At 55.2% G+C, this 25,582-nt stretch carries 22 protein-coding genes and 1 pseudogene; 3 read left to right on the top strand and 20 right to left on the bottom strand.

What is annotated here, in order from left to right; translation table 11 throughout:
* Positions 1-2: 2 nt before the first annotated feature.
* The 5 genes and pseudogenes from BUA49_RS09845 to BUA49_RS09825 form a co-directional block, all read right to left on the bottom strand.
* Entirely contained in the window at positions 3-353 is a 351-nt protein-coding gene (locus BUA49_RS09845) for a MalM family protein (RefSeq protein WP_072796963.1), read from the bottom strand.
* Position 354: 1 nt separating this feature from the next.
* Positions 355-555: pseudogene (locus BUA49_RS09840) on the bottom strand (C39 family peptidase); the annotation flags it as partial.
* Positions 556-619: 64 nt separating this feature from the next.
* Positions 620-2,083, bottom strand: coding sequence for an SLC13 family permease (locus BUA49_RS09835; protein ID WP_072796962.1), 1,464 nt, complete (start codon positions 2,081-2,083; stop codon positions 620-622).
* A 51-nt stretch (positions 2,084-2,134) separates the two neighbouring features.
* A complete protein-coding gene (locus BUA49_RS09830; protein ID WP_072796961.1) occupies positions 2,135-3,889 on the bottom strand; it encodes an N-acyl-D-amino-acid deacylase family protein in 1,755 nt (584 codons plus the stop codon).
* A gap of 42 nt (positions 3,890-3,931) precedes the next feature.
* Positions 3,932-4,252 carry a TraR/DksA family transcriptional regulator gene (locus BUA49_RS09825; protein ID WP_072796960.1) on the bottom strand — a complete coding sequence of 107 codons (321 nt, stop codon included), beginning with the start codon at positions 4,250-4,252 and terminating at the stop codon, positions 3,932-3,934.
* Positions 4,253-4,406: 154 nt separating this feature from the next.
* Here BUA49_RS09825 and BUA49_RS09820 point away from each other — a divergent pair, with 154 nt between their 5' ends.
* Positions 4,407-6,206 (top strand): PHA/PHB synthase family protein, encoded by a 1,800-nt coding sequence (locus BUA49_RS09820; protein ID WP_072796959.1) that lies wholly within the window; start codon positions 4,407-4,409, stop codon positions 6,204-6,206.
* Positions 6,207-6,273: 67 nt separating this feature from the next.
* Here the strand turns inward: BUA49_RS09820 and BUA49_RS09815 are convergent, their stop codons facing one another.
* The 15 genes from BUA49_RS09815 to BUA49_RS09745 all read right to left on the bottom strand — a co-directional run bounded on the left by BUA49_RS09815 (position 6,274) and on the right by BUA49_RS09745 (position 21,602).
* Positions 6,274-7,284, bottom strand: coding sequence for an AgmX/PglI C-terminal domain-containing protein (locus BUA49_RS09815; protein ID WP_228704446.1), 1,011 nt, complete (start codon positions 7,282-7,284; stop codon positions 6,274-6,276).
* Positions 7,281-7,787: an ExbD/TolR family protein gene (locus BUA49_RS09810; protein WP_072796958.1), complete on the bottom strand. Its 507-nt coding sequence runs from the start codon at positions 7,785-7,787 to the stop codon at positions 7,281-7,283. The genes BUA49_RS09815 and BUA49_RS09810 overlap by 4 nt, the downstream gene beginning before the upstream one ends.
* Entirely contained in the window at positions 7,784-8,305 is a 522-nt protein-coding gene (locus tag BUA49_RS09805) for an ExbD/TolR family protein (RefSeq protein ID WP_072796957.1), read from the bottom strand. Before BUA49_RS09805 ends, BUA49_RS09810 begins: the two co-directional genes overlap by 4 nt.
* A gap of 24 nt (positions 8,306-8,329) precedes the next feature.
* Positions 8,330-9,049: a MotA/TolQ/ExbB proton channel family protein gene (locus BUA49_RS09800; RefSeq protein WP_072796956.1), complete on the bottom strand. Its 720-nt coding sequence runs from the start codon at positions 9,047-9,049 to the stop codon at positions 8,330-8,332.
* A 138-nt stretch (positions 9,050-9,187) separates the two neighbouring features.
* Positions 9,188-9,505 carry a hypothetical protein gene (locus BUA49_RS09795; protein WP_072796955.1) on the bottom strand — a complete coding sequence of 106 codons (318 nt, stop codon included), beginning with the start codon at positions 9,503-9,505 and terminating at the stop codon, positions 9,188-9,190.
* A gap of 15 nt (positions 9,506-9,520) precedes the next feature.
* Positions 9,521-10,108, bottom strand: coding sequence for a tetratricopeptide repeat protein (locus BUA49_RS09790; RefSeq protein ID WP_084063528.1), 588 nt, complete (start codon positions 10,106-10,108; stop codon positions 9,521-9,523).
* Complete coding sequence (locus BUA49_RS09785; RefSeq protein WP_139248757.1) at positions 10,095-13,064, bottom strand: tetratricopeptide repeat protein; 2,970 nt, start codon at positions 13,062-13,064, stop codon at positions 10,095-10,097. The genes BUA49_RS09790 and BUA49_RS09785 overlap by 14 nt, the downstream gene beginning before the upstream one ends.
* Complete coding sequence (locus tag BUA49_RS09780) at positions 13,057-15,057, bottom strand: coiled-coil domain-containing protein (protein ID WP_228704445.1); 2,001 nt, start codon at positions 15,055-15,057, stop codon at positions 13,057-13,059. Before BUA49_RS09780 ends, BUA49_RS09785 begins: the two co-directional genes overlap by 8 nt.
* A complete protein-coding gene (locus tag BUA49_RS09775) occupies positions 15,054-15,611 on the bottom strand; it encodes an AraC family transcriptional regulator (RefSeq protein WP_072796953.1) in 558 nt (185 codons plus the stop codon). Before BUA49_RS09775 ends, BUA49_RS09780 begins: the two co-directional genes overlap by 4 nt.
* 19 nt (positions 15,612-15,630) lie before the next feature.
* Positions 15,631-16,791, bottom strand: coding sequence for a DUF3570 domain-containing protein (locus tag BUA49_RS09770; RefSeq protein WP_407656673.1), 1,161 nt, complete (start codon positions 16,789-16,791; stop codon positions 15,631-15,633).
* Complete coding sequence (locus tag BUA49_RS09765; protein ID WP_072796952.1) at positions 16,778-17,014, bottom strand: DUF4266 domain-containing protein; 237 nt, start codon at positions 17,012-17,014, stop codon at positions 16,778-16,780. The genes BUA49_RS09770 and BUA49_RS09765 overlap by 14 nt, the downstream gene beginning before the upstream one ends.
* 20 nt (positions 17,015-17,034) lie before the next feature.
* Complete coding sequence (locus BUA49_RS09760) at positions 17,035-17,511, bottom strand: TlpA disulfide reductase family protein (RefSeq protein WP_407656692.1); 477 nt, start codon at positions 17,509-17,511, stop codon at positions 17,035-17,037.
* A 38-nt stretch (positions 17,512-17,549) separates the two neighbouring features.
* Positions 17,550-18,209 (bottom strand): outer membrane beta-barrel domain-containing protein, encoded by a 660-nt coding sequence (locus BUA49_RS09755; protein WP_072796950.1) that lies wholly within the window; start codon positions 18,207-18,209, stop codon positions 17,550-17,552.
* Positions 18,179-18,928: an SH3 domain-containing protein gene (locus BUA49_RS09750; protein WP_072797812.1), complete on the bottom strand. Its 750-nt coding sequence runs from the start codon at positions 18,926-18,928 to the stop codon at positions 18,179-18,181. Before BUA49_RS09750 ends, BUA49_RS09755 begins: the two co-directional genes overlap by 31 nt.
* Before the next feature lie 25 nt (positions 18,929-18,953).
* On the bottom strand, positions 18,954-21,602 hold the full coding sequence (locus tag BUA49_RS09745; protein ID WP_072797810.1) for an HzsA-related protein: 2,649 nt from the start codon (positions 21,600-21,602) through the stop codon (positions 18,954-18,956).
* A gap of 269 nt (positions 21,603-21,871) precedes the next feature.
* Here BUA49_RS09745 and BUA49_RS09740 point away from each other — a divergent pair, with 269 nt between their 5' ends.
* Together BUA49_RS09740 and BUA49_RS09735 are read left to right on the top strand one after the other, a co-directional pair.
* A complete protein-coding gene (locus BUA49_RS09740) occupies positions 21,872-23,062 on the top strand; it encodes a hypothetical protein (RefSeq protein WP_228704444.1) in 1,191 nt (396 codons plus the stop codon).
* A 7-nt stretch (positions 23,063-23,069) separates the two neighbouring features.
* Complete coding sequence (locus tag BUA49_RS09735) at positions 23,070-25,574, top strand: LamG domain-containing protein (RefSeq protein WP_228704443.1); 2,505 nt, start codon at positions 23,070-23,072, stop codon at positions 25,572-25,574.
* Positions 25,575-25,582: the final 8 nt, after the last annotated feature.

Raw genomic sequence — 25,582 nt, 5'->3', positions numbered from 1 at the left:
GGTTACTGTGCCGCCATCATGATCAGCCCGAACTCGCCTGTGCTGACATGAGGTATCTTATGCGGGCCACGACGGGTTTTAATAACCGTCTGGCCTTCGAGGTCTTGGGCGCGAGTAAAGACCAGCATCCAGCGCTCTTCCTTAGCGGCGAAAACCGGAATCCGGGCTTCCAGATAGCCACGGCGATGCCAGTTCTCCGGCTCAAAAGCCGAAACCAGGTCCGTTACCAGGCGAATGGGGCTGAGCTCGCTGTCCAGAAACACGACTGAAGGTACAAAAACGCCTTTACTGGCACAGGAACGCAAGCATACAACCCATTCGCCTGGCCCGTCGTCATGGGGTAAGGCGATCACGAATGGTTCTGAGCATAACAAAGTGCTTGAAGCCCGCATGATGGATAGGAACGATGGCGGGGTGATCGAGATCAATCAGGTCGTCGATCGTCGCGCGGAAGCCTCCCGATGGGTAGCCCAACGCAGTAACGAGGCGCTTCATATCGAGCATGGGAAAAGCCCGGCGCGAAACGATGCGTTCACTTTCGCCGTAATGCAGCAGTGGGGAGCGCGAGCGTTGTTAATACACGAGTGCGGGCGCAGGGTATCATGCGCCCGCACGGTGATCAGATAGTGAAAATCAGGTCCAGAAACAGGTAACACAGCAGAGTAACCACAACAATACCGGCAATATTCAGCGCGAACCCGGCGCGGATCATGTCGCCTATCTTCATGTGCCCACTGGAGAACACAATGGCGTTGGGCGGTGTCGCAACGGGCATCATGAATGCACAACTGGCGGCAATAGCAGCCGGAACGGTCAGGAGCAGCGGCGACGCGCCCTGAGAAAGTGCCAGTGCCCCGAGGAGTGGCAGAAAAGCCGCTGCAGTTGCAGTGTTACTGGTCACTTCCGTGAGAAAAATAATCACCGCGACAACCAGCACGATCATAACGACAACAGGCAGTGCGCTCGCCACACCCATACTCGCTGCAATCCAGTCTGCCAATCCCGAACTGCTGATAACCCCGGCCATGGCAAGGCCACCACCAAACAACAACAGAACGCCCCAGGGAATCCCTTTCGCGGTATCCCAGTCAAGCAAAAAGATTTGCCGGCGTGTGTCTACGGGAATAATAAACATGGCAATAGCCGCCGATATAGCAATACCTGTATCGGTCAACCAGGGCGCAATGCTCGCCAAAATCAGGGGCCGGAACACCCAGGCGCTGGCCGTCAGTACGAACACCAAAGCTACCAGTTTTTCGCCACGACCCATTGGGCCCAGGGCCGAGAGTTCGTCACGTATGGCCTGGCCGGCGCCTTCTTGTGCGATGAGCCCAAAATCCTTGCGCGTTAGCCACCACCAGATCAGGCCCAGCATAACCAATGCTACCGGAACACCCAGGAGCATCCACTGAGCAAACCCGACCGAAATCCCCTGGGTCTCATTCAGATAGGCTGCCAGCAGCGCATTAGGCGGCGTCCCTATCAGCGTCGCAATGCCGCCAATACTGGCAGAGTATGCAATGGCTAGCAGAAGTGCCGTGGCATAACGCTGAACATTTTCCGACTGACCATTGCCCATCATTCCAATAACCGACAAGCCTATGGGCAGCATCATGATTGCCGTTGCGGTATTGCTGACCCACATACTCAAAAAAGCTGTCGCCAGCATAAAACCTGCAATCTGCCGTTTAGGCTCATTGCCAACCGCCTTGAGTGTCATCAGGGCAATACGCCGGTGGAGGTTCCAGCGCTGCATCGCCAGACCCAGAGTAAAACCACCTAAAAAAAGAAAGATGATCGGGTGCGCGTAAGGCGAGGAAGCCTGAGAAATGCTCCCAAGGCCAAGCCCAGGCACCAGCACAACCGGCAACAGAGCTGTGGCGGGAATCGGAATGGCCTCGGTTGACCACCAGGTTGCCATGAGCAACATAAGGCCCAGTGCCGACCAGGCCTCTAACGACATGGACGCCGGCGGCGACAAAAACACGGTCATCAGAAGAAACCCGGCGCCGAGAAACAAACCCATCAGCCGGCTTTTGGAATACCCTCCCGCGTTTTCCGTAACCTGTCGTTGTTCAGACATGCAAACACTCCCCTCCACTTCGGAACATTCGGGGCAGAATAATGCCTGAACTCAGCTACCAGAGCGATATCCTGCAGGCAAAAAACAGCCAAACCCGGTGCGTTTGCCCAGATCTGGCTCAAGATTACCGTCCGTCACTGCCGGGCGGCCATTAATAAGTACGTGCTTTACGCATCCAGGCACCCGATTAACCATTCTCTCAAGGCCAAAATTTTCCATTTCGGCCCATTCAACGCTCTCCAGATTCTGGCTCAGGCCTTTCGGATCCAGAACGGTAATGTCCGCCCGGTCACCCACCCGGATATGTCCCGCTTCTATACCGAACCAGTCGGCCTGCTCGCCAGTGAGACGATGCACCGCCCTTTCAAGGGACATCACCGGCTCGCCCTGTTCGTGACTTTCGAGAACCAACTTGAGAAAACGCAGGGGCAAGTTGTAGAAAGCCATATTGCGAATGTGGGCTCCGGCATCCGAAAACGTTATCAGAGCATCAGGATGGGCAACCATTTTTTTGAGCCGATCTTTGCGGTGATTGCCCACGACGGTGTACCAGCGCAGTTCACGGCCGTGGGCTACGACCATATCGAGGAAGAAGTCCACTACATGGATGCCGCGCTCTAAAGCCAGCTCAGCGAAGTTCTGCCCAATAACAGACTTATCGGGACAATCAAGAATGATGGCGTCACCAAAATCCCGCTGCCAGACCCTAGGCGAAAGTTTTTCCCGGTAGAACCGACGGAATTTGCGGCGGTATTCCTCATCTTTCAGCAGTTCGTTGCGCTCAAGCTGGTCACGAAGGTCCAGCGCCATCTCGCCGGCACCAAACTCTTCAAACAACACAATATCCATGCCATCGGCGTATACCGTGAAAGGCGTTGGCAGCAGCTGCCAACGAAAATCTCCGCCGAAGCCGTTTGCGATCCGGCTCACCAGACTGGCCATGGGCCTGACCGTAGGGTTGCCCTTAAGGTCAATCATGGCAATGAGGGTTGTTTTCAGCGGTTTGCGCAACCAACCCAGGGTTTCCCGAAGATACTGGGTCACCTGCAGAGGATTAGCGGCATTCGGCGCACCCTGGTGTACTCGATCATACCGGCGCAGCAGACGATTGAGCCGGCTGACTTCATGCCAGCGTGCGTAGGTGCTGGGCAGGCTCTTGGACCACTCCCGGTCACCATCCACCTTGTCCCACTTCAGACACATGGTCGATAAACCCAGAAAACCTTCCTGCAGGGCTTCTTCGAGCAGGTTTTCCATCTCCTGCTGTTCCCGGGCCGTGGGTTTTACCTTCCGGTCGGTTGCCCTGTGCAGGCCCATCACCGCCGTCCGGAGATCGCTGTGGCCGAGGAAGCTTATAACATTGGGCCCCAGGGGATGATCCCGAATAAAATCGACCCATTGCCTGGGAGTGCTCCAACTCTTGTGAGCCTGCAGGATTGGCAGCACCTTCTCCCGTGGCACCGTTTCTACCCGGGTAAAGATATCAGAGGCATCTTCCGCCTCCGAACACACCATGCTGAGAGAGCAACTGCCAATCAGCACCGTTGTTACTCCGTGCCGCACAGATTCCGATAGCGCGGGGGACACCAGTAACTCGGCGTCATAGTGGGTATGGGTATCCAGAAACCCCGGCGTTACCCAGCAGCCACTGGCATCAATTACCTTGCTTGCCAGAGCAAGGTCCGGCATCTCCTCAAATACCTGCGCGACCCTGCCCTCATGAACGGCGACGTGTGCGATACGGGACGCGGTGCCTGTGCCGTCGAAATAGCGGCCTCCGATAATCAGCGTGTCGAACTGGCTCACGGCACCAGACTCCTTTTTTGATTTTTATACTGGCAAATCAGTTTAGCCTTCGGCGCAGTCAACGCAAACCGTAGTGTATGGCAGCACCTGAAGCCTCCTGGGATCAATTGCTTCGCCACAGACTTCACATTCATCACCCACGCCGTGCTCAATGCGATCGAGAGCTGTCTTTATCTGGCCCAGCTCGACCCGGGTTTCTTCTTCCAGCGAATCAACGACTTCATCGTTCTGAGTCTGTTGAGCCTGTTCCTCAGAATCTTTGTCCAGAGCGCCGTCTTTACGCTGCTGATGTGCCTCAAAACGTTCCAGCCGCGCAGTAAGATCGGCTCTCAGGGCTTCAAGTTCAGTTTTGCGATTGCTCATATAACGTCTCCTGGTTTTTTCACACCGGTTATGGGTTCTCTATAGACCACATTAGCGCCTAAGCCCTAAGCCGAATTGATGTTCGTCACAATTGTGTCAATGTACATGAGGGAGAATAGTACCTTTACCCGCCATCTGAACAAAGGAGCTGCATATGCTGGGTCTGGACAAGTTTGGAAAAACCGCTAATCGGTTGGTCAGTACATTTGAAACGAAAGTACGCGAAGGTCAGCAACACTTGGAAAAGTTGCTTGGAGATACTGGCGTTATGGACCACGCCAAGATCTCCACAGTGTCAGAAATGTCAGATGCCTACCGCACCATGGCGAAAGATCTGCTACTGCACCCATGGCGTTTTATGGAAGCGGAGTTAGACCTGGCCCGCAAACACGCGGCTCTGGGTTCTTACACTCTTTTCCGGCTGACCGGGATCGACAAAGAGCCAGTTGCGCAGGCGGATAGCGATGATCGGCGTTTCAAGGCGGAAGAGTGGCATCGGCATCTGCCGTTTGATGTATTGCATCAGGCCTATCTGATCAACTCCCGCGCCTTTCTGGATTGGGTAGAAAGCATGGAAGGCATGCCCCCTGGAGGCCGTGAACAAATGCTGTTTTACGCTCGGCAGCTCACCAGTGCACTCGCCCCCTCCAACTTCCTGGCGACAAACCCCGAGGCTCTGAAAATAACCTGGGAACGCAAAGGCATGAATCTGGTCGATGGCGGGCGACAGTTTATTGATGATTTCCGCCAGAACCCGAAGTTATTCAACGTCGGCATGACCGATCGCTCCGCATTCGAGGTAGGCCGCAATCTGGCGACAACGCCCGGAAAAGTAGTGTTTCAGAATGAGTTAATGCAGCTCATTCAGTACACGCCTTCCACGGAGACCGTCTGCAAGCGGCCGCTGCTTATCGTGCCGCCCTGGATCAACAAGTATTACATTCTTGATCTGAGCACCAAGAATTCCTTTATCCAGTGGCTGGTAAACCAGGGCCAGACGGTTTTCATCATATCCTGGCGCAACCCGGGGCCTGCGTTGAGAGACAAAAGCTGGGACGACTACATGCTGGAAGGGCCATTAGCGGCCATGGACGCTGTAACCGCGGCTACCGGCGAAGAGCAGATGAATCTCATCGGTTATTGCATCGGCGGAACGCTTTTAGGCTCAGCCCTGGCCTGGATGAAGAAGAAAGGCAAAGACCCTGTTGTCAGCGCTACATACCTTGCCAGTCTGCTGGATTTCTCTGATCCCGGCGGCATTGGTGTGTTCATCAATGAGCACTCAATCCGTGGTATTGAACGCATGCTGGACAAAAAGGGCTATCTGGACGGCCGCGCCATGGCATTTACGTTCAATCTACTGAGAGAAAACGAGCTGTTCTGGTCGTTCTGGACCAACAGCTACCTCAAAGGCCAGAAGCCAGCGGCGTTTGATCTGCTGTACTGGAATACCGACGGCACCAACCTGCCCGCAAAAATGCACAGCTTTTACCTGCGGGAGATGTATCTCAATAATCGCCTGGTAGAGCCCGACTCTCTTACTGTCGCCGGAGAGACAATCAATCTGGGTGAAATAGAGGTGCCGTCGTTCTTTCTTTCAGCACGGCAAGATCACATCGCCAAATGGAAAGCCACTTACAAGGGTGCGTTGGTCCATGGGGGCAATGTTCATTTCGTGCTTTCCGGTTCTGGCCACATTGCGGGCGTCATAAACCCTCCTTACAAGGAAAAGTATTGCTACTGGACGAATGACCCCATGAAGCCCGATGCCGATGAATGGCTCGAAAGCGCAGAAGAGCATCCCGGTTCCTGGTGGCCACACTGGCTGGAGTGGATTCAGCAATATGCCGGTGAGCAGGTTGCCGCAAGATTGCCCGGAGACGGCAAGCTTGCCGTACTTGAGGACGCTCCGGGCAGTTATGTTCGGGTGAAGGCGGCAGAAGCCGCCAAATAAATTGCAGGTGAAAACAGGCGCTGTCCGGCGCCAGCGGTATCGAGAGCCATCAGCCGTGTAATGGGCTTCAGCCGGACAGCAGTTCAATCGGGTAGCGAATTGTCGTCTGGTCGACTCCCGGCCGAGGGCCAAAGTCCACGAGCAGCAGGCGATTACAGATCTTGTTCTCCAGACCAGGCTCGCCAAGTGTTGACTCAACTACAGAGCATCGGGACACAGCGCCATTCGGCTCGATCACCAATTCGGGCGTAATACTGCCCTGAAGCGACGGTTTTCGGCGAAGTTCACGGTTGTAGATGCTGTAAATGGCCGATTTATTGGCATCCATCGTACGACGCAATTCTTCCTTGCTGCGTGTCCGGGAAGCGGTTTCCTGCTTTTCGCGCCGGACAACTTCTTTAACTTCGGCAACGCGCTCAACTTCCGCCACTTCAGCCCTTTCACGCTCCGCCAGGGCAACCTGACGGCTTTCACGCTCAAGTGCTGCATCATTCACACCTGAACTGCGAACATTAGCCGTGGCACGGGCAGCCAGTGTGTCTCCCGCTTTGCGTGCAATCGGTTTGGCTGTGCGGGTCACCGGTGCATCAAGCTTGACAGAACTGGCCAGCGCACTGAGCTTTGAAAGCTCGTTACCCATCGCCAGAATGCCACTGCTCTTGGCTTTTTCTCGGGCCTTGGCTACTGCTTCGGGCTTGGGCTTTGCCTTCACCTCGGGCTTTGGTGGCTCAGGTTCTGGTTTCGGCTCCGGTTTAGGTTCTGGCTTCTGCTCTGGTTTAGGTTCGGGTTTAGCCTGCTCAACCGGTTTCTCTTCTGGCTTCTTCTCTGGTTCTGGTTCCGGCTCCGGCACAACCTGCTTCGGCGGCTCTTTCTTTTCGATAACCAGCTTAGCCAACTGCGGCGGCAACGCCTCACGTTCCTGTCGATCACGCTCCGGTAACTCAATCCAGCTTACATAACCGGCAAAAATCACGAACAGGGGCGCGATCACCAGCGCCACGGACAGCAAACGCCTGCGCTCACCCCGCTCCTGACTCCAGGGTAAGCCGTACCGGTACTCTGTCATGCCCCGGGTCATGCTCCGGCTCCCTCTTTTGCGCTTTGGTTAACCGCCAGAGATATGCTGGCGTATCCCGCATCCACACAGGTAGACATAATTTTTTTGAGCAAATCGTAGGGCAGCTCCCGGTCGGCCAGAATAGTGATCGCCCGCCCTGCCTCTGGTACAGGCTGCCCGGACCGGCTAGCCTGGTAATCCAGCTCCTGTTTCAAACCCGGCTCTATCTGTCCGTCCAGAGCCTGCAGCACCTCTCGTTTGATCACCACGCGCCCGTTTACGAGGATATCCTTCTCGGTTACGGTCAGCGCGAGCACATCACCGGGTGGCTGCACGGCTGACGAATCCGGCAGTTTGATGGTGCTGCTCTGGTTGAGTACCTGCACATCAGACGAAGAATTAACCATCAGGAAGAACACAAGAATCGTAAAGATGTCCATCAGCGACACCAGGTTCATCTTGCTCTGGCCCTTGTTTCGTCTGTGATGACGCTTCAGGCGGCGGGCTTTGGCAGACTCTTTCATGATTGCCCCCCTTCTTTCAACACTTCTTCCGCATCCACTAACGGCGCGTCACCCAAAGAAATTTCAGGAAAGAGTTCTGCCTCCACAAGGTTTCCAGCGACCACCGCATCATAGGACCGGACCGTATCCATGACCGTTACAAGCGCCTGATAGGAGGTGTCCCGGGAGGGCATGATAATCACGTCTTTCTTATCAGGAACGCGGCTTTTGATCTCTTTCATGACATCTTTAAGCACAGCGAAATCGTACTCGCCCTCGCTCTGGGCAATGGCCTTGATAACCCCGCCCTGGTTATCCGCAACCACCAGACGGTCTGCATGGATAACAACCTGTATCTGAAGTTCTTCAACCTGATCCGGGGTAAGGCTTTCGCCGGTCGGGAAGTTGAGTTCCAGAACGCTGGTGTGGGCAAACACCATATTTAAAAGCAGCACCGGCACAAGCACGATCATGAGATTCATGAACGGTGTAATGTCGAGATCCGGCTCGCTCTGTAATCGACGATGTTTCCGTCTCATAGCCTGAAATCCTTCAGCTTGTTATCAGGCCGGGGTGCGGGCGGGAGTGCTGGCAGGCGCTGCCGCCGACGCAGAAGATGATGCAGCTTGCCCTGTGGGCGCAGCACCGGAGCGGGAGCCGGAACCATCGCTGAGCAGATTGAGCACCTTAATGCCCGCCATTTCAAAACTGTCGACAATTTCATTGGTTTTGGTTTGCAGAACAGAATGAATCAAAAGGATGGGGATAGCCGACATAAGGCCGAACGCCGTGGTGTTCATGGCCACTGAAATACTCTGTGAAAGCAGGCTGGCTTTTTGCGCAGGATCGGCTGCAGCAACAGCGGTAAATGCTGCGATCAGGCCGATGATGGTGCCCAGCAAGCCCAACAGTGTTGCAATGTTCGCAAGCGTTGCGAGGTACTGAGTGCGCTTTTCTAGGCGCGGCATGACATCCAGCAGCCCTTCTTCCATGGCGTATTCGATGTCTTCACGGCCCTGGCGTCGAGCCAGTCGCTGCAGGCCAAAACCGATCATCTCGGACATGGCACTGCCAGATTCCTGAGCGTAATTGAGCGCTCCTTTGAAATCACGCTTCGCAATCATCGGGTGCAGGCGGTTGAAGTCTCTGCGATTGATGATTTTCTGAGCAGACAGGTATACGTATCGCTCAATGGCTACAATGAGTCCGACAATCAGCACAATGGCTATCGGAAACATAAAAAAGCCACCTTCCTGAAAGAAGCGAACGGCGGTATCAATCATTTTCTGGGCACTCCATGGTCCGGGTTTTGAATCAGTCTAAGCGTTGCTCTGCCCCAAAGGGGTTAAGTTAGCGGAAGTCTTTGTTGCGGTTTGTTGTAGTTTGCACTCGTGCACAGCAATACTGTGACACACGTCCCACTAATTACCCGGTTTCACTGTCGCCGGTTCGTTGCTGAACGCATCATGATAGCGGACAAGCCTTTGAAATTCGTAGCGCTCCAGAGGCGCAAACGTCTGCTCAACCATCAATTGCTCATCCGGCGCCCGAAGCTCATCTACTTCCGGCGGCTGCCAGGGCACCAGATACATCACCGTAGGCACCTCCTGATCACCCTGAATGCGTGTGCCCTCAATAGTTACCACTCCTGAATCCACTCGCGAATCCTGGGCATGAACGACCTGAAGGCCAACCAATGGAATAGCCACTAGCAGCCCCAATTTGCCCAACTGCCTCATAGCCAGCCCCTCATATCAGATTCTGTTTTTCGCATCGAATATCCAGTCTTCCAGTTTCGGGTCGGGCTCGGTGGCAAGCGCCTTGTACTGTTCGTACAATGGCAGAGCCTGCCCGGGCTCACCCAGATAAATATCCAGCAGGAACGCCAGATTGAGCAGTGCCGGCAAGTATTCCGGATTCGCAGCAAGGGCTTCACGGTAACGCTGCTCAGCGGTTGGAAAGTCGCCAGCATTGCGAGCGATAACACCAAGATGGTTAAGCGCAACCGGATGCTCCGGGTTCAGGGCAAGCACCTCCTTGAACCGGGCCTGGGCGAGCTCGGTTTCACCCGTCTGAAACGCCAGTACGCCCAGATTGACCAAGGGGCCTGTGCGTTGCGGATGCTGCAAGGCCATCTGTTCAAAGCGGCGCCTGGCCTCATCTGTGTCGCCGTTTTCCATTAACACAACCGCTTCGGCAAAGGCCTCCTGCAGAAGCACTTCCGATTCCCCGGTGGCTGTAGCCGTCTCATCGGGTGCAGCCGCGCGTTCAGGCCCCAGCGCGCAACCGGACAAAAGCAAAAGTCCCAGAACCACTGCATTGAGTTTTTTATCCCAGATCATGAACCGCTCCGGCTGTGACTTCGGGTTTGTTGTAGCGGCCGGGTAGCAAACGTCGCAACGACTCATAACTGCGCTTTACCCACTCATCGAAGATGCCTTCGCGGGCACGACGGATATTCTGTTCGTGGATATCAATGGCGCTGTCTTCGAATGGATAAGCCTGTTCTTCCAACAGCAACTCATACTGGGACAGTTCCAGTTGACTGAGCCCCTCCGGACGCTCGGAGTCCATCAGGTCGGCACCAAGGCGGCTGTAGATATGGGCAATCTGATAGCCTGCTTCTGTGGAAAACGACGATAGCCCGTATCCCGCCGTTGTCTGGTAGGCCTGCACAGCATCTTCAAGTGCGTTTGTTTTAGCGACCATGCTCTCATTCAGCGGCAACGTCAGGCGGATACTGTCGTAGTAAGCCAGCGCCTCGCGAGCAAGGGTGGCAGAGGCAGACGCAGCCAGATAGCGCATGCGTTCATCTGCAGCTTCCGGGTTCTGATCCACCTTCTCCATCTGCCTGTTAAGCCAGAAATCACGACGCTCACGGTCGCCACGGGATTCGTAAAGCTCCGCCAGCCGGTTAGCGGCTTCCATATAATTGGCGGCAGGCTCTGGATGGCTATTGGCGTATTGACGCCAGGCATCAATCGCCTTGTCATCGTTTCCGGCCTGGTCGTAGAGTTCAGCTGCAATCTGCAGGTTCTCCCGGCGCTCTTCTGGCGTGGTCGCCATAGCAACCATGAGGTTCAGCTCATCACCGGCTTTCTCCCACTGCCCGGTTTCCCGATAGGCGAATGCAAGCTTTGCCGGCACGGTATTAACCAGTTCATGCTCCGGGAAACGAGAGCGGTAGCCATTCAGCACATCAATGGCCTCGTCCCATCGCGCTGCGTTTACAAGCAGGGATGCTGCGTCATATTGCGCGTTAGCGTGCAGCGTGGATGCAGGCGCCACCGCCCCTACCCGCAAATACTCGCTGACTGCCGCATCAACATTGCCAGCCTCTGCCAGCTGCTCCGCCTGGCGGAATACAGACGCAGCCATGTTTTCCTGTATGCCGGGCCGTCGCTCGTCTTCCTGGGACATCATAGCAAGCGCATCACCATAGGATTGCTCGGCTTCGCCATAACGCGCAAGCTCGAACAGACTATGCCCTGCCATCAGCAGCGCCTCGGTAACCAGAGCGGGGTCTGCAGCCGGCTGCCAGGCGGCCAGGCGAGCGGCCATGGGAATGACTTCTTCAAGGTTCTGCTGATCAAATTCCCGCTGCAGAGCGATGTAATACACACCCGGAGCGCGGAAATCTTGCGGGAAGGCATTCACGAATCTCAGGCGATTGAGCTGTTGCATTTCCTGCAAGGCGAACAGATCGGTGTTTGTTTCATTCATCCAGGTTCGCGAGTACTCACGGAATGCCAGAACAGAGGCATACCCTGCTTCTGCCGCGCGTTCCTGTACCTTGCCGGCAGCCGGAAAGTCATAAGCAACGCGCTCAAATGCCTGAATGGCGTCCGGCCACTCCTGCAGCTCCAGATAGGTTTCCGCCAGCAGGAACAAGCGCTCTGGCGTGCGGGGATGATCCGGGAAGGTGGCTGCAAATTCGGCATAATAAGCGGCGGCCTGGCGATAGTGCTCGTCCGCTCCGGGACTTTGCACGCGGCTGTCAGGCTGTCGATCTGAGGCACGCTGTCTCTGCTTTTTGGCTTCGCCAGCCAGTAAATAATGACGGTCGGCCAGCTCTGGTAGCAGGATTTCGAGCTGGTTTTCGATGTACGCCAGAGTTTCGGGATCGGTCTCAGGCCAGTAGTCACTGTAGATGCCGTAACGTTTGATGAACTCGGCCTTGCGATCGGGAATGGCTTTATTAAAGCCAGCCAGTTCCAGCGTATCGATTATCCGCATGTGATAACGCGGCGCCCAGGGGCTTTCCGGATGCTCGTCAATATACGCCTCGAACACATCGACAGCGTCGCTGTAGCGTTCACGCTCAATCAGTAATTTACTGTAGCGATCGTAAACGAGAATTTCATAGGGCCGGCTGCCCGTCTGCCGGAACAGGGCTTGCAGGGTCTCAGCGCCATCAAGGTAGGACAGCGAAAGACCGACAACCCTGAACAGATCTTCAGTAAGCGTCTGATAACGCTGGTCCGGCGCTTCTGTAGCCTGCTCACCCGGCATAATCAGATCCAGCACTTCGACGTAGCTGAGCAGAGCCTGCTGGTAACTTCCCTGCTTGAACTGGCTCCAGCCCTTCATGTAGTGGGCGTTCATCAAGAAGGATGGATCGCCGCTTTGTTCGCTACTTGCAAGGGTAACCTCATCAAACGCCTGTTCCGCTTCAGAATAGCGGCCGTTGATGAACAGGATATCCGCGCGTCGGAACTGGGCTTCTACCCAGTAATCTGAATCGGGATAGGTTGTTACCAGTGTGTCCAGGGATTCCAGCTGCTTGCCGGTCATGCCGCGCAGGCCCCAGGCTCGGGCCAGCTGATAGTAAATCTGATCGTTGCCTGTACGCTCAGGATATTCTGCCAACAGGTTGGTATAAGCGGCAATTGCTCCGGACAGATCGTCTTCTGCGGTGTCTGTCATTATACGTTCGGCCCGCGCGAACTCGAGATCCGCGAGCCTGTGCCGGATGGTGACCTGCTTGACGGGGTCATCTACCAGCGGCAGTAAATCCCGATAACTGCGCATCACTGACTCAAGAGAAACGGTGTCCTCTGCGGTTTCAACACGCTTGTTCTCCACCACGGCAAGATCTGCCGCGCGTGACGTGCTTACAGGGCTTAAAGACGCCAGGGTTCCGGGACGGGCCGCCGGCATTTCGTCGTCGCCCGGCCCCCACCACAACGTCTGGCACCCAGTGACCAGCAACGCAGAAACCACCGGCACAAGTGCTCTCGCTATGCGCAAAGCAGAACGCCGCCCCTGAGGGAGTCTTTCAAGAGGCCATTTATTCATTGTCAGCCTCCGCATTCCGATCTGCCCGAAACAGCTGATCCGCCAGCCGCGCCTGGGCATGGCGGGATGCCAACAGGTACCGCCGTAGCTCTCTGTTTTGTTGTTGGAGGGCCTGATCCAGCCGGCCCATGAGAATGCGTCGTGCCTGGCCTAATGCACCTTGTACCTGAATTTTCAGCTCCTGAAGCTCCGCGGCGTTGCGGGCAAGCCGTCCGGCCAGCACGCTATGCTCACTGTCCCCTGCCATCAGGGTTTCCATGGCTGCTCTTTGACTCCGGAACTGTTCCATTTCCCTGTCCAACTCGCGCAACTGCTTCTGGGCGGCCCAGCGGTTAACGCCATAGTCGTTCGCCACTGTCCAGTCGAAGTAAGCTCTCATTCGCTGATAGTTTTCCCGCTGGCTGGCAGTACTCTTATCATCGGGGAGCTGTGCGAGCTTGGCCGCAATGTTATCTAGCCGCGTTTTCAGGGCTTTCTGCTCAGTCGTCATGAAGAATTCGGCATTTTCTCTGGCAAGGGCCGCTTCAATCTCCATACGAAACGATTTGTGTACTTCCGCCCACTCGTCCGCCTGCTGCTGTTCAAGCTCAAAGCGGGCCTCGCGGCTTCGTTGCTCCCGCTGTATGCGTCGTGTTTCCAGCATGGTTTCAAAAGTGCTGAGCTGTTCTTCCCTCTGCATCAGCAAAGCCTGCATCCGGTAGAGTTCGTGCAGTTCCCCCAGGGCTTGCTGGAAGGGTTCCGTTGCCAGCACGTCTGAAAGCCCGAAATCTGTGGGCGTCACCCGGAGGCGGCCGTAGGCATCGGTGACAATGTCATCGCTGTCGCGGAGAAAGTTCAACCGCGCCATCAAATTCTCTTCGGTGAGTGCCTGCCGTGCTGTGATCAGCTCCTCACCCCGGGTTTCGTAATGTTCGGCAGCCTGGGTAAACGCGTCTAGCGCCCTGCGGGGTTGATTCATCTGCTCGAGCACATAACCCCGGGCATAGGGAACCTGCTCTCTCCAGGCTAAAAACAGGGTACGCTGAGACAGGGCATCAAGCGCATCCAGAGCCCGTTGCATCTGGCCCTCGCCAGCCGCCGCGACAGCATAGTCAAATAGCGCTCGATCGGAAAACACACCGTCCAGGGGCATGGCACCCAGCAGTGTTAATGCATCATCAAACCGGGCGTCTCTCAGATATAACCGGGCGAGGGATAACCGGCTTTTATCCAGCAACGCACGGTGCTCGGAAATCCGGTTTTCCTTTGGCGTCTCGTCTTCCATATCGGCAATGAGCGCACGCAAGCTTTGCTGCGCGCCCGTGAAATCTCCTGCGGCGATCTCGGCCATGGCCATGTTGTAGCTCAGGTAATATGCCCACGGGCCAGATTGCCTCAGCCATTTACGCAGGCTTTCAGTCAGAGCTTCATCACCCGCTTTGCCACCAAAGGCGTCGGATGTCATGGCCAGCTGGGCCCTCAGATAAAGCCATTCCGCGTAAAGCCCTGAATCACTCTCTTCCAGCACATCTGCGTTAACCCGCTGAAGGTTTTCATAGGCCAGACCGTAATCACCCTCGAGATAAAACACCTTACCCAGATAAAACCAGGCTTGACTGCGTACTTCCGGCGACAGTTTTATGCGCGGGCTTTTGCTATCTGAGTCATCGCTATCGCTGGCGTTCGTCTCTTCGAGCAATCGCGTGAACAGATCACGGGCTTCGCGGGTCATGCCGTAGGAGAGCATAAGCCCGCCTTCGACCAGCTCCGGATAGGCACCGTGCCCGCTGATGCCGCCACGCTCACGGGCCACATCGAGCAATGTCAGTGCATCAAAGGACTCGCCCAGGTAGTAGTTGTATAGTACCCAGCCATACACGGGATCCTTGGCCCTCTCCGGTGCTTCGTCAGCGACCACTGCCGGCGAACCGAGCAAGAGCACAGCTACAGCTGCCAAACGCGCCGTCAACCCGGAATGAAATACCCTTGAGATGAATGCCACAGGTCGTGTCACTCCCACTCCACAATGGAGACCATGGGCTGATAATCCGAGGAGCGATCCTGAATGCGGATTTCCAGGGCAGCCGTCTCCGTGCCTTTCTCAAAAGCCAGGGTTGCTGCCTGCTTGTAGGCGCGGTTGTCCGGGCCGATACCTTCTACAAAAGCCGTTACCTCGTGAGTACCGGTTTTCAGATTGCCGATAAACAATCGCTGCATGCCGCCGCGCTCAAGGGCCGTGACCTGACGATCCGTATAAAGATGAGATGCAACAATATCGCCGTCAACCTTCAGCTTCACCGCATCCACCTTAAGGAATTCACCCGAATCGACGCTGAGGAAAACCGCAAATTGCGTGCTGGCAGGGAACAGCAAATCTTCTTCCAGAATGAAGAGATCCCGGTTAAGGCGGATGACTTTCTTCTTCAGATCCTCAACGCGCTCCGCAACGGCTTTACTGTCCTGTGCAGCTTCCTGCGCCGCGTCCGGCTCTGCGAGCACCGCAGCGCTCATAAACAGGATCAGTGCTGCAAGTGCCCCAGCCAACAGGGTTTTTAATGAATCCGTCATAGTCAGGTTTCCTGCAAACTCAGTATTCGAGAATCACTGATGCCCTGGTAACCAGCGCATCGAATGAATAAAGCGGCTCTTCGCCCGGCAGATAGCTGCCCGAAGCCGTAACATCCCGGAAGTTGTCATAATCAAAGTTCAGCCAGTCCAGCAAAAGGCTGAATTGCACTCGTTTGATGCCGGGCAAGGAGGTCTGCTTCCACTCATAGACTGCGCCAGTCCCGAGAGTCGTGCCCGAAAGGGAGCTCATTTCCTTGTCTCTTGCCAGATGCGTCTGTGAGTTTTCATAGGGGAAAAGGTCGCTGTAGAAATCCGCCTCACTCTGACGGTAATAGCGAACGGAGCCTTCGAGCGTCCAACGCTCATTCAGAGCGTGCACATAGCCCAGCTCTACGGTTTGTGCGTTAATGCCCCAGGTGTCACTGAAATGCCGGTATTCACCGCGAATGGAGGCGCGGTATGGCAGGTGATAAATAGCCCGGGCAGCCACTGACGTGCTGGTTCGGGTTTCCGGATAGCGCTCCGGCTGATAGAGAAACGAAGTCGCATCGTCAGGATCCAGATAACGGTTCTGGCGATATGGATTCTGCAGAAAGCCCTCATCCGTAACCACTTCCAGATCAAGCCCGACGAGCATATTGCGGGTAAGCACCTGACTAAGGCCCAACTGAAAGTTACGGCGGTCGGCGTCTTCACTGAAGTTGTCATTGCCAATCTTGCCGACCTCATCCCAACCACCCGCATAACCGAGGGTGACCGTGGACATACCACCAAAGAAATCCTGGCTGACGGTGAAGTACACGGTATTGGCTTCGTAGTCGTTTTCAGAGCTGTTGGTGAAACCCAGGCTCATAATCGCGCGCTCATAGAGATAATCGACACCAACCGTGTATTCGGTGCGCTCTTCGGTATAGGCACTTGCGGTTGCCAATACGTCTACAGAAGCTGCCGAGACCATATCCACGTAATACTGCCCCGAAACCGATACCTGGGGCCCGACGCTCTTACGCGCCAGCACTACAGGGCCGTCGATCACCATGCCGCCACCATCGTAACGATGATAAAGTACATCCACGCTATCAACCGGCAGGGTTGCAGCCTGGGCGAACGAGCACGAAACCATCATTGTGAGAAAAGCCCACAGCATCCGGGCTAGCCGGCGGCGATCAGTTACATCCACAACCACCTCCCGCGCCGCCTTCCGCTCCACGGGCGGATTCCCGGGATTGATAAACGTGGTGCATGTACGAATCTGCCTTGCCGTGGCGGCTAAGGCTCATGATCGGATCAGCCAGACGATCCCGCTCATAAGGTTTTACCCAGGGTTTTACAGAGCTGCAGCCGGCAGTTGCCGACACCAGCAGCGCCAGGAACAAAGGCATGGTAATGGTTAATTTGTGCATAACGCTTGCCTGCCCCGTAATCACTCTCGCACCAGCTCTCTGATCTGGGTTTCATATTCGGTTTCGTAGCCGGGCTTGTAGCCATAATGAATGTAACGAGCATTGCCATCGCGATCGATCATCACTGTTGTCGGCATGGCCGGCACTTCGTAAAGCTCGCTCACCGAGCTTTCAGGGTCGTACAGAACCGGATAGCTCACCGGCACCTTGTCCAGGAAACGCAAAGCCTCGTCACGATTCTCGTCGACATTCACTGCAAGAATGGTAAAGCCCAGATCCTGATAACGACTGTAGATATCGTCCATCAGGGGCATTTCCTGCCGACACGGCCCGCACCATGACGCCCAGAAGTTCAGCATGACCACTTCGCCGCGATGATCTTCAAGCCGGATGTTGTCTCCGGAACGACTTTCCAGAGTGAAATCCGGAGCCGCAACGTTAATGGCTTCCGCCTGTACCGTGAGCGCAGCGCCGGAAAAAGCGATCGCTAATGCCATGGTGGTAACCGGGTTTTTCATTTCAAAAGCTCCTGTGTTCAGAAAAAGACCGACAGTCCGGAACTGATTTCGGTGTTCATTGACGTCTTCTCCGCACCTACTACATCAATGCGGTAGTAGTGCTGGCGCACACCCAGATGTATCGCAAGGCTGTCTGTCAGTAGAATCTGATAGCCAGCTCCGGCGTTGAGGGTGAAACGGGTATCGCCGCCAAAGTCCGTGGCACCGGCTCCGGCAATCAGATAGAAGTTGGTGTTGAATGCGTAGTTCTCGGTAAGAAACGCCTGACCGGGCAGAACGTTATAGCCCAGGTTGATGTTGTAATAGCGATACTCACGCTCACTGTCGGTCAGCACTTGCACGTTGCCCGCCAGATTTTCAAAACTGGTTTCGCCACCCTCCGCAAAGCCTATTCCGGCCTCGAAAAAGAACGACTCGCTCAGGTGGTATGTGAGCTTGCCGCCGTACACAAGTGACGACTCAAAGTCTTCAATATTGAGCACACCCACAAAGGCTCCGACCTCGAAGTTCTCTGTATCAATCAGCGCTTCATCAACCGGCACCGGCTTCACATCCGGTTCGATCAGAGGCCGGTCGTCGCGCTCAGCTTCTTCAGCCGCGAACACCTGGGGCGTAAAAGCCATTACTTGTGCCAGGCAGAACCCGGTCAGAAAAAGATACTTAGTCCGATTTTCCATTCTGTCGCTTCTTCGTTGGTTGCTCGGCTGGTAAAGACTTTGTAGTCCTTGAACTCGGCCCGGATAAAATAGCGATCGGTAATATAAACACGAAGCCCTAACCCGGCATGGCCGATAGGGTTATCACGTTCCTCTGGCTGCGCCAGCGTTGTTTTCGGATTCACCCATATATGGCCTACCCCAAGGGTGAAAAAAGGTGAAACCCGCCAGTGAGGAAACGGCTGATGCACAATATTGGCGTTCACCATGAGTATTTCCGAGGCGCTGCCCAGCACTTGCGAGCCCCACAGTTCCGCTGCCAGGTTGGGCGTAAACCAGTAACCTCCGTAGCCTGAGGTTACTGGGGCACCTTCGAACTCACCCATCATGATCCCGACTTCAACATTCCTGTCGCTGAACGATTCCAGATCCGGCACGCTGAGATTGACAACTTCACCCGTTGCATCCCGGGTTTGTGCAATGGCAGCCACCGCCACCCAGCCTTCGCGGCCTTTCTCATCCCGGACCTTCATCCAGCCGGTCTTGCGCTGCAGAAGCGTCAGCCATTCACCTTTTTCGCTAGTGTGAAAAACCGGATATCCCACCGCCGGGCCGGTTCGCCAGACAACAAAAGGCTCAACAACCTGAACCATAGGCTCGGGTTCGTCCTCACCCCACAACCAGCCTGCCCAGGCAGTAACAGGTAAACAGAGCATCAGTATCAGAATGGCAATGGGCATGGTTCTGGTGTCGGTTCCTGATCAGTTATTCCGGAGCGGCGAAGGGATTGTTGTAGTACTGCGCGCCTATGTCCAGCCACTCGGCTATAAGGCGAAGTTCAGCGGCGGACAAAAAATCTTCATGGGTTCCGCCCAAACTAAATACACTCTGGAATCGGGTGCTGGCCAAGGCGCCATTCACAGACATACTTTCTCTGACCGGAACCGGCGCAAGAATGGGCGTTGGTAGACCGGTTACTTCATCCAGTATCGGGTCTCCATTTTCATCTCTAAGAACATCACCCGTATCAACCATAGTGTCTACCAATACACCACCCGAATTGAGCTCCTGTTCGTTATCCGGAAACAACAACTCTCGATAAGCCTTGAAGTGCAATGGCTCGGCATCTGAAGGACCGTCCGTGAGATCCAGTTGTGCAGCGGCAACTGATGGCGCTCCAGCGGCGTCGCTGTTGGTATGGCAGCCAGTGCACATGTAATCATCAATCACCTGATCGTTAACATCCAGAACTTCACGGCTTAAAGCCCAAAGCGGATGAATGTTCGACTCATAGTTGATAACCGTGCGGCAGTTGGCGGCCCAGTCATTTTCACACACACCGGAAATCGGCTTCGGAGTATCCAGGTTTTCGTACGCCAGAGACAAATCCGCAACACTGTTGGCGAAATCGATCCATTCATCTGCAAAGTAAACCGGATCGGGCGACGGCTCGCGGATGCCCTTTATCCGGGCATAGACTTCGGCCATCGTCTCGCCCATATCAGCGAACAGTGTTGAATCTGTGTTCGGGAAGGGTGCGCCCGTTGTGCTCGCACCCGACCATACCGCTGCAGGGCTGGCGTCGGGCCGGCCGTGGGATGCCGGCGAGCCGGGTTCGTGGCAACCCTGGCATTCAAGGGTTTCACCGGGCTTAACCGACAACCAATTCTGATGGCGAGCGGTGGTTCTGCGCCCTTGAGAGTCCACCACACTAACCGCAAAGGCCACATTAGCCGGCACAGCCACTTTAACCGAACCGTCGGGCTCTACGGGCACGTAGCCCAGAATCTCCCGCATAAGCTGACCACGACTGCGACCAAAGGCACTGTTATCAAAATCCCGAACAGTCTCACCGGGCATGGACACAGGCTTTTCAAGACGCAAAAATCTCGCCGGCCGATCAGCGGCTGTGGTCAACGAGGGATCTGCAGTTGCTGCGATACCATTCGGGGCGATATCCACACCGTCCATGTCATAAACACTACGAATATGCAGAATACCGTAGCCTTTATCGGCCAGCTGAGCTGCTTTGCCCGTAATCTGAGCCTCCGGAATAAAACCCTCCAGCGGGCGTTCACGCATCAGCATGGCTTCATCAAACTGCTCACCCTCGGAAGGCTCCACCACGGGCCTCTGAGTGCCGCCTGCGACGTCCAGAAGCCAAAGGCCATAAACCGGTGGCGCGGGAACATAGGCGTCTGACTCCAAGCGATCCTCGGTGCAGTTCACAATCCGGCTGGATGCAGCTTCTTTGAGCCGACATGGCGTCCAGCTCACAATGTATCTGCCGGTACCATCCATCAAGGGTGAGATAGAGCCATAGCGGCCCTGCAGTGACAACTCGCCGTTGAGCGTAATGCCGGAGATCAATGGGCGCTGACCCGTTCCGGCGCTTCCATCAATGCGCAATTCGGCTTCCACATAGTTATCGATATCAACCTCTGCCGGAGCCGAGGCGTAATCGTCGCTTTCAAAGGGCCGCAACTGAACCAACAGGGCTCCAGAGTCTGTTTTCCGGGACTTCAGGTACTGAACATTGCGTGCTCCGACGACAGAGTCGTGGGAATTGCGGCCATAAAGATAAGTAAGCCCGGTTCCGTCGGGATTCACGCTGTAGAGATTTACCCCGTTGTTACGGGTCTGGCCTGCATTATCCCACCGGCTGAATACGATGGCTCCCTCATCAGTGACCAGCGGATCAAGATCGTGGCTCTGGTTAAACGTAATCTGCTGAATATTTTCGCCATCGTCATCCATGGTATGCAGCACAAATGCGGGCACATCCCGGTTCTCATCAAGACCGGCATACTGGCCCTTGCCTTCGTCCAGCAAAACCGCTTTGGAGATGCGCTGCCGCGTGGATGAAAACACAATCCGGCCATCCGGAAGATACGCTGGCGCAACATCCTGACCGGCTTTAGCTGTTACATCCGACGTTATGATCCTGCGTAACAGATCCGTTGAGCGATCGTATTCCCAGATATTCCAGGTGGGCTGATCTTCCTCATCCGCATCTTCAATTTCCGGCGCCCGCATGGCAAACAGAACGCGATCACCATCGTGGGAAACGTGCAGGTCTTTTACGTCATAGCGAAGCCGGCCGGCATCATCCAGAAACTCCGGGCCGGAAAATGCCCGGGACGAGATATCAATTGCGCGCGCATCAATTGACGCGCTGGCTTTCAGAAACAGGCGCGCTCCCGGGCGAAACCCCGATGGATCGGCGAGATTATCTTCAATCAGGGCCCCGCTGTTGTCGTCGAACAACAATGGCCGCTTCACATAAACAACCGGGTTCTCAACCACCACGGGGTCAGCTTGCTGGCTATCGCCACCGGATAAACAGCCGGAAAGTACGACGGTCAGGACAAGACAGAGTGCTGACCTGATAATGTCGTTCGGTTTGTGAGACACGCGCCTTGGCTCCACTGAAAAACCCTGTGTAAATGCTCTGCGGCAGTTGGAATTCATGACATAAATTAAGTCTGTGGTGCCTTCAAGCTCTATGGGTTTTACGTAAGTAAATGTAATTACGTGGCACACCCCACAAATTGGATGTTAATAACAAGTATAAACTATTAACAATTGTCAAATTGGCCTATTGTGCTCAAGCCAAAACCATCGAGGACAGCGACATGAAAGCCCCAGAAAGAATGCGACCTAGCGCATTCAAGGCATGCAGTATGTCACTCCTGATTCTGCTTACCGTTGCTTACGCAGGTAATGCCAGCGCCGGAGCGCGGGAGCAGGCCAAGCGGATTCACGACAGGATTGCTGGTGTGCCTCCGTCTGCCGCGGTACTGGATGATATGGAGCAGGATATTTCAGCGGGCAACGATCTCGATGCTGCTTTTACCGCCATGGAAGATCCGGCTTTTTATAATGTCACGCTGAAAAACTTCGCTGCCCCCTGGACCAATGAGGCGATGACGCCTTTTGTGCCGCTGAACGATTACACCGCCACCGTTATTGGCCTGGTGCGAGATGATGCAGATTTTCGCAGGGTGCTTTATGACGACGTTCTATATATCGGTCTTTGGAACAATTTGCCGCCCTATTCCAACACGGGCAACGCTCATTACGAGAAGATCGACGAACTCGGGTACGACCTCTCCGACAAACAAAACTTCCAAGGCGTAAGCCAGGCGGCATATAGCGGCTTGCCCTCTTCTGCCACCGCCGGTGTGATCACCTCGCGTGCATCGGCCCGAGCCTTCTTCAGCGCCGGAACCAACCGCGCCATGTTCCGCTTTACCCTCATCAACCACATGTGCAGCGATCTCGAGCAGGTTGCGGACACCTCCCTGCCCCCGGACAGGATTCGCCAGGATGTTTCCCGCAGCCCCGGCGGAGACAGCCGGGTGTTTCTGAACAACTGCGTGGGTTGCCATACGGGTATGGATCCGATGACTCAGGCCTTTGCCTATTACGATTATGAGTACAACCCGGACAGCGATCCGGATGGTGCGCTTGGCAGGCTTGTTTACAACACAGTCAACGATCCGGACACCCAGTCAAGGGTTCAGGGCAAGTATCTCATCAACTCCAGCACCTTCGAATCGGGCTATGTGACGCCTGATGACCAGTGGGACAACTACTGGCGGGAGGGCGTAAATCGCCGTCTTGGCTGGAATTGGAGTGACAACTCGCCCGGCTACGGCAATGGCGCAAAAACTCTGGGCAAGGAATTGGCCTTCTCAAAGACTTTCGCGGAATGTCAGGTAAAAAAAGTGTTCAAAAACGTGTGTCTCCGGCCACCTTCTGACAGTGATGACTACGCAAAAGTGGATGCTATGGTGAGCAGCTTTCGGTCTCAAAATTTCAACCTGAAGCAGGTATTCGCCGAGTCTGCCGTTTACTGTGCCGGGGAGTAAGAGCGCAATGACAACAATGATCCGTAAGCAAAGAAAATGTCTGCGTTCAGCGGCGACTATCGCAACGTTGATCATGACCACATTACTGCTCAGCGCCTGCGGCGGTGAGTCTACCGAGGTATTGCCAAATACAGCCTCTAATTCCGGATCCGTGAGCTACAGCGGGCCCACGCCGGCTGGCGAGGACGTGCAGAACTTCAAGCTCAGTGTCTGGGACAATCTTGTACAAGACAATCGATGTGGCTCCTGTCACGGCGCCGGAGGGCAGTCGCCTACATTCGTCGACAGCCAGAACATCAACACCGCCTATGCCCAAGCCAATACGATCGTAAGTCTATCCGACCCTTCCCAGTCGCTGATGGTTACCAAGGTTGCCGGCGGCCACAATTGCTGGACGACCAGTGATTCAGTCTGCGCAGACATCCTTACCACATATATTTCCAACTGGGCCGGTGGTTCAGCAAGTTCAGTCAAGACCATTGAGCTTCGTGCACCTGCCATCAAAGACCCCGGGAATACGGTTAGCCTGCCCAGCGACTCCACTGACTTCAGCAATACTGTCTACCCGGTACTCACGGATTTCTGCAGTGACTGCCATACCGACAGCGGCCAGACACCGTATATAGCCAGCAGCAATATTGAAACTGCGTATGAGCAGTCGAAGAGCCGGATTAACCTGACCACGCCCAAGAATTCCCGCCTTGTCGAACGGCTGGAATTCGACTTTCACAATTGCTGGACAACTGACTGCAAAAGTGACGCAGCTTACATGGAAACAAAGATCCTTGAGCTGTCCGCACTGCAGGAACTCCAACCGGTCGACCCGGACCTGGTCACCAGCAAAGCACTGGTGCTGAACGGCGATGGTCTGTTGGCCAACTCCGGCGGACGTTTTGAAGACAACATCATCGCCCTCTACGAGTTCAAGGCTGGCGAAGGCCAGACTGCGTTCGATACCAGCGGTGTATCCCCTGCCCTGAACCTGACTCTCAGCGGAAACGTGGACTGGGTTGGTGGCTGGGGCGTAGACATGCGCCCGGCTGTGCAAACAGACCAAAGCGGCATGGTACCGGCGGGCAAGGCCCAGGGCTCCACCGCTGACAGCCGCAAACTGCATACCCTGCTGACAGGTTCCGGGGAATACGCAATTGAAGCCTGGGTCGCCCCCGGCAACATCACCCAGGAAGACGCGCGGATCGTCACCTATTCCGGCTCTGCCACCACTCGGAATATGACTTTGAGCCAGTCTCTGCAACGCTATGAAGTGTTGCATCGCAGCACCACCAGCGATGAAAACACCCCGTTCGCGACGCAAGATGGCGACAAACTTCTGCAGGCCACCCTGCAACACGTTGTCGTGAACTATTCCCCAGGTTCAGGGCGACAGATCTTCGTAAATGGCCAATACTCCGGCGACATGGATCCGGATGATGCTGGCCTGCTCTCAGAGTGGGACGACAGTTTTGCGCTGGTTCTGGGCAACGAAACCGACGGTAATTCCGCTTGGCAGGGCGCCATCCGCATGGTCGCCATTCATAATCGGGCGCTGACGCCGGAACAGGTACAAGCTAATTTTGAAGTCGGTGTTGGCCAGAAGTTTTTTCTGCTGTTCGGCGTGTCTGATCTGGTTGGCCTGAACGAGAGCTTTATCGTTTTCGAGGTCAGCCAGTTCGACAGTTTCAGCTATAGGTTCACCAGCCCGTTCTTTATCAGCCTTGATGAAACTGTCGAGCCTTCAAACATCCCGCTCCAGGGTATGCGCCTGGGTATTAACGGCAAAGAGGCCAAAGTAGGCCAAGCCTGGGCAAACCTCGATGTGGTTCTGGATAGCGACACCTACGAACCCGGAACGGGCCAGCCATTATCACGCTTAGGCACCATCATCGCGCTGGAAAACGGCCCGGAGAATGACGAGTTCTTCCTGACTTTTGATCGGCTGGGCAGTACCACCTACTCCCGTTCGGAGCCGGATATTGCCGGGCCTGCACCACTCCCAGACCTGCCAGATTCGTCCGACATCGGCCTGAAAACCTTTGACGAGATCAACGAGTCCATGGCACACATGACCGGCATTGCCAAGACTCAACAAGATGTTGTCAGAACCTTTACCACTGTTAAGCAGCAGCTACCTACCGTCGAGAATATTGAAGGCTTCCTGTCCTCTCATCAGATGGCGATTACTCAGGTAGCAATTCAGTATTGCGACGCGCTGGTCTCAGACATCCCGAAAAGACAGGCTTTCTTCCCTGGTTTTGAGTTCTCCGACCCTGCGGAAACGGCTTTTGATAGTGTCGGGAAGCGCCGTCAGATTACCGCCCCCCTATTACAGCGTTTCGTGGGCGAAAGCTTGGCGACCCAGCCCAATGCACAGGAGATCGAAGGAGAATTGGATATCCTGATTGACGAACTGCTTTTCTGTGGTGGAGAGACCTGCCCCTCCGGCCGCACCGAACAAATTGTCAAAGCAAGTTGTGCCGCTGTTCTTGGCAGCGCCACCACCCTGGTTCAGTAGAGGACAAC

The organism is Marinobacter antarcticus (assembly GCF_900142385.1).
In the GTDB taxonomy this organism is placed as follows: Bacteria; Pseudomonadota; Gammaproteobacteria; order Pseudomonadales; family Oleiphilaceae; genus Marinobacter; species Marinobacter antarcticus.
The sequence above is the reverse complement of the archived record's forward strand: the minus strand, read 5'-3'. Positions and strand labels throughout refer to the sequence as shown.